The organism is Kineococcus siccus (genome assembly GCF_009906795.1).
Taxonomy (GTDB): domain Bacteria; phylum Actinomycetota; class Actinomycetes; order Actinomycetales; family Kineococcaceae; genus Kineococcus; species Kineococcus siccus.
This window is the reverse complement of record NZ_JAAALN010000283.1, coordinates 1-4,465: the sequence shown is the minus strand read 5'-3', so window position 1 is coordinate 4,465 and position 4,465 is coordinate 1. Positions and strand designations below refer to the sequence as shown.

5 protein-coding genes are annotated in these 4,465 nt (G+C 75.1%); 1 reads left to right on the top strand and 4 read right to left on the bottom strand.

Annotated elements, in window-relative coordinates:
- Positions 1-221 (top strand): HNH endonuclease (locus GTR02_RS20115; RefSeq protein ID WP_166609259.1); only part of this gene is annotated, 221 nt, incomplete at its 5' end.
- Positions 222-674: 453 nt separating this feature from the next.
- Here GTR02_RS20115 and GTR02_RS20110 read toward each other — a convergent pair.
- The 4 genes from GTR02_RS20110 to GTR02_RS20095 are packed head-to-tail and all read right to left on the bottom strand — an operon-like array spanning position 675 to position 4,431.
- Positions 675-1,355: an NAD(P)-binding domain-containing protein gene (locus tag GTR02_RS20110; RefSeq protein WP_166609258.1), complete on the bottom strand. Its 681-nt coding sequence runs from the start codon at positions 1,353-1,355 to the stop codon at positions 675-677.
- A gap of 34 nt (positions 1,356-1,389) precedes the next feature.
- On the bottom strand, positions 1,390-1,746 hold the full coding sequence (locus tag GTR02_RS20105) for a signal peptidase I (protein ID WP_166609257.1): 357 nt from the start codon (positions 1,744-1,746) through the stop codon (positions 1,390-1,392).
- Positions 1,747-1,756: 10 nt separating this feature from the next.
- Positions 1,757-2,734: a porphobilinogen synthase gene (gene hemB, locus GTR02_RS20100; protein ID WP_166609256.1), complete on the bottom strand. Its 978-nt coding sequence runs from the start codon at positions 2,732-2,734 to the stop codon at positions 1,757-1,759.
- Complete coding sequence (locus tag GTR02_RS20095; RefSeq protein WP_166609255.1) at positions 2,731-4,431, bottom strand: uroporphyrinogen-III synthase; 1,701 nt, start codon at positions 4,429-4,431, stop codon at positions 2,731-2,733. The genes hemB and GTR02_RS20095 overlap by 4 nt, the downstream gene beginning before the upstream one ends.
- Positions 4,432-4,465: the final 34 nt, after the last annotated feature.

The following is a 4,465-nucleotide window of genomic DNA, read 5'->3' as shown; positions in this document are numbered from 1 at the left end:
GCCGGGTCGCCGCGATCGACTGCGACCTCGACCACGTCATCGCCTGGCCCGAAGGGGCGTCCACCGCGGACAACCTGCAACCCCTGTGCCGCAGCCACCACCGCTTCAAGACCCAGTACGTCTACGAAACGGCGACCGCGAACCGTCGGCGGAACGCGGGGAACCGGCGCGCCCTCCTGCCCCCGCCGTCACCGGTGGACGACTCACCACCACCGTTCTGACCCCGTCGACGCAGAGGCCCCACGGCCCCACACTCGGCGGGGTGAACACCCTGATGCTGCAGGGCACCGACGCCCCGGCGCACGGTTCACCTTGCGGAGCGAGGACACCCCTCGCGGGCCGGGCGTCGTGCTCGACCTGCGCACCGCCGGCGGGCGGCAGTGTTGGGGCACCGGTGCCCGTTCCACTCCCCTGGTGCCCGGGCAGGTCACGGACATCAGCCAGAGCAGGGGTGATGCCGACGAACCGGCCACGTGGCTGGTGAAGCTGCACGGGGACGTGCGTGCCGTCGTGGTCCACCTGTCCGACGGCACTCAGCAGGACCTGGGGGTCGTCGACGACCCGCGGCAGCCCGGACTGCGGTGGGCGGTGCTGTCTACCCGCGGAACCTCGACGTGCACCGCCTCGACGTGTACGACGCAGCCGGCGCGACGGTCGGACCGCCGTCCTGACGGTCAGCCCCGGAACGCCTCCGGGCGCTCCGCGGTCGCCTCGGCGAGCGCGGACCTGATGCCGTCGACGCCCGCCTCGGCGCCGTAGACCGGGGTGCCCGGCTGCTGGCGCCAGGAGTCGGCCACGGACCCGGCGTCGACCGCGTCGAAGCCGACCGCGTCGAGCAGCCCCGTCACCGTGGCCTTGGCGTCCGCGTCGTCGCCCGCGATCGGCAGCGCCCGGCGCTCGGGGTCTCCCGCCGGCCGGCCGGCCGTGAGCAGGTGCTCGGCCTGGATGCCGTTGAACGCCTTCACCCAGCGGAGGCGACCGGCCGGGTCGAGGTGCTGCGCTACCCAGGCCGTCTCCGGCGTCCCGTCCTCGATCGCGTCGATCCGCCCGTCGCGCTCGCGCGGGTAGTAGTTGCACGTGTCGACGACGACGGTCCCCGCGGCGACGCCGTCCAGCAGCCCGGCCGGCAGACCGGGGACCGCCTTCAACGGCACGGTGACGACGACGAGGTCGGCACCCGCGGCGGCCTCGGTGTTCGTCACGGCCGCAGCGCCCGTCTCCGACGCCAGGTCGGCCAGGCTCTCCGGGCCGCGGGAGTTCGCCACCCGCACCCGGTGGCCCAGGCCCGTGAAGAGCCGCGTGAGGTTCCCGCCGATGTTGCCGGCGCCGATGATCGCGATGTCGAGGGTGTCCACGCGAGGTGTCTACCAGCGCGGGCCGGAAGCCGCCTCAGCGGACGCTGGACGGCCACCGAACGGTGATGGTGGTGGTCTCCTGCGTGGCGGAGGCCTCCCAGGTGTGCGACTCCCCGGGGTACCAGATCACGTAGTCGCCGGACTGCCGCAGCACGGCCTCGCCACCGCTGCGGAACCGGATCGTCTGCCCGCCGCTGACCAGCACGGTCAGCGACGTCTGCGGCTCCGGGTCCGTCCACGCGTCGTCGCGGGAACCGGGGGCCAGGCGCGCCCACTTCACCTCGACGTCGGCCGTCGCCAGCTCGGGTGCGTGGTCGGCCTTGAAACCGCCGACGAGCCAGCCGCCGTCGGCGGCCCCGTCCGCGTCGGCGTTGCCGGTGTGGAAGGTCACCGCGCGCCGGTCAGCCGAGCCAGCCGCGGGCGGCCTCGAGCGCCCAGTACGTGAGGATCACCTGCGCGCCGGCGCGCCGCAGGGCGAGCAGGCTCTCCAGCGCGACGCGGTCGCGGTCGATCGCGCCCGCCTGCGCGGCGAACTCGACCATCGCGTACTCCCCTGACACCTGGTAGCTCGCGACGGGGACGTCGGCCACGTCGGCGACGGCGCGCAGGACGTCGAGGTAGGGCAGGCCGGGCTTGACCATCACCAGGTCGGCACCCTCGGCGAGGTCGAGGCGGACCTCGCGCAGGGCCTCGGAGGCGTTCGCGGCCGGGTCCTGCTGGTAGGTGCGCCGGTCCCCCGTCAGCTGGGAGTCGACGGCCTCGCGGAACGGCCCGTAGAAGGCCGACGCGTACTTCACGGCGTAGGCGAGCAGCGACACGTCGTCGCGGCCGGCCGCGTCCAGGACCGCGCGCAGGTGCCCGATCTGGCCGTCCATCATGCCGCTGGGCCCCAGCAGGTGGGCGCCCGCGCGGGCCTGCGCCAGTGCCATCGACGCGTAGCGCTCCAGGGTCCGGTCGTTGTCGACGCGACCGCGCTCGTCCAGCACCCCGCAGTGCCCGTGGTCGGTGAACTCGTCGAGGCACAGGTCGGCCATGACGACGAGGTCGTCGCCCACGGCGTCGCGCACGTCGGCCAGCGCCACGTTGAGGATGCCGTCGGGGTCGTCGGCACCGGAACCCAGCGCGTCGCGCTGCGCGGGGACGCCGAACAGCATGATCCCGCCCAGGCCCGCGGCCGCGGCCTCCTTCGCGGCCGCGACGAGCGACGCGCGACTGTGCTGCACCACGCCCGGCAGCGTCCGGACGGGCTGCGGCTCGTCCAGGCCCTCCCGCACGAAGACGGGCAGCACGAGGTCGCTCGGCCGCAGGTGCACGTCGGTGACCAGGCGGCGCATCGCGGGGGTCGAGCGCAGCCGGCGGGGCCGGACGGGCAGGCTCACCGGGCCCGCCGGCGCGACGCGGACTTGCGCTGGCTCGGGCGCAGGGGCTCCTCCCCCGCCTCGACCGCCGCGGCCCGCAGGCCCTGGCCGTAGGCGGCGAGGGCGTCGACGAGCGCGTCCGAGCTCGGCTCCGGCGCGAGGACGTCGACGCGCAGGCCGTGCTCCTCGGCGGTCTTGGCCGTGGCCGGGCCGATGCACGCGACCACGGTCGAGGGGTGCGGCTTGCCCGCGATCCCCACGAGGTTGCGCACGGTCGAGCTGGACGTGAACACGACCGCGTCGAAGGCGCCCGACTTGATGGCGTCGCGCACCGGTGCGGCGGGCGGCGCGGCGCGCACCGTCCGGTAGGCCGTGACGTCGTCGACCTCCCAGCCGTTCTCCACCAGACCCGCGACGAGGGTGTCGGTGGCGATGTCGGCGCGCGGCAGGAACACCCGGTTGATGGGGTCGAGCACGTCGTCGTAGGGCGGCCACGCCTGCAGCAGACCGGTCGCGGACTGCTCCTCCTCGGGCACCAGGTCGGGCTCGATCCCCCACTCCCGCAGCGCGTCCGCGGTGACCCCGCCCACCGCGGCGACCTTGAGGCCGCTGAACGCGCGCGCGTCGAGGCCGTACTCGGTGAACTTCTCGCGCACCGCGCGGACCGCGTTGACCGACGTGAACCCGATCCACTCGTAGCGGCCCGTGACGAGACCCTTGACGGCCTTCTCCATCTGCTGCGGCGTGCGCGGCGGCTCGACGGAGATGGTGGGCACGACCTCGGCGGTCGCGCCGTGCTCGGCGAGCCGCTGCGTGACCCCGCCCGCCTGCTGCTTGGTGCGGGGCACGAGCACGCGCCAGCCGAAGAGCGACTTGGTCTCGTACCAGGACGCCTGCTCGCGCAGGCTCACGACGTCGCCGATGACGGCCATCGTCGGCACGCCGTCGCCGGCGACCGCGGCCGCCGCGCCCAGCTGGTCCAGCGTCGTCGTCACGGTCGCCTGGGTCGTGGTCGTGCCCTGCGACGTCAGCGCCACGGGCGTCGAGCCGTCGCGGCCCGCCGCGAGGAGGCCGGCCGCGGCCGCGCGCAGGTCGTCGCAGCCGCCGAGGACGAGGACGGTCGCGTCCGTCGCGGCGTGCTGGGCCCAGTCCAGGGTGCGGCCCGCGGGGTGCACGATGTGCACGCTCGTGGTCGAGGCGGTCGTCATCGGCACCCCCGCGTAGGCGGGGACGGCCGTGACCGCGGACACGCCCGGGACGACGTCGAAGCCGATGCCCGCCTTGCGGCAGGCCGACAGCTCCTCGACGAGGCCCGTGAACGTCGAGGGGTCGCCGTCCATGAGCCGCACGACGCGCCCCCCGGCCTTCGCGGCCTTGACGACGAGCTTCGCCCGGGCGGCGCGGGCCATCGGCCGGCCGTCGTCCCCGGCGCCGGCGTCGACGACCTCGACGCCCTCGCGGCCGTAGCGCGCCACGAGGTCCTCGCGGCTGCCCTGGTCCAGGACGACCACGTCGGCCCCCGCGAGCAGGTCCACGGCCCGGACCGTGAGGAGCCCCGGGTCCCCCGGGCCCGCACCCACGAAGGACACGTGGCCGAGCGCCTTGGCGGCGGCCCGGGGGCTGCGCCGCGGCGGGGTGCGGGGCGGCGCGACGGCGGGATCGCTGAGGACCGTCACCTCGGTGCTGTCGATCACCGGGCTGTTCGTCGTGGTGCTCACGAGCCACTCTCCGTGTCGTGACGAGGACGGGGGA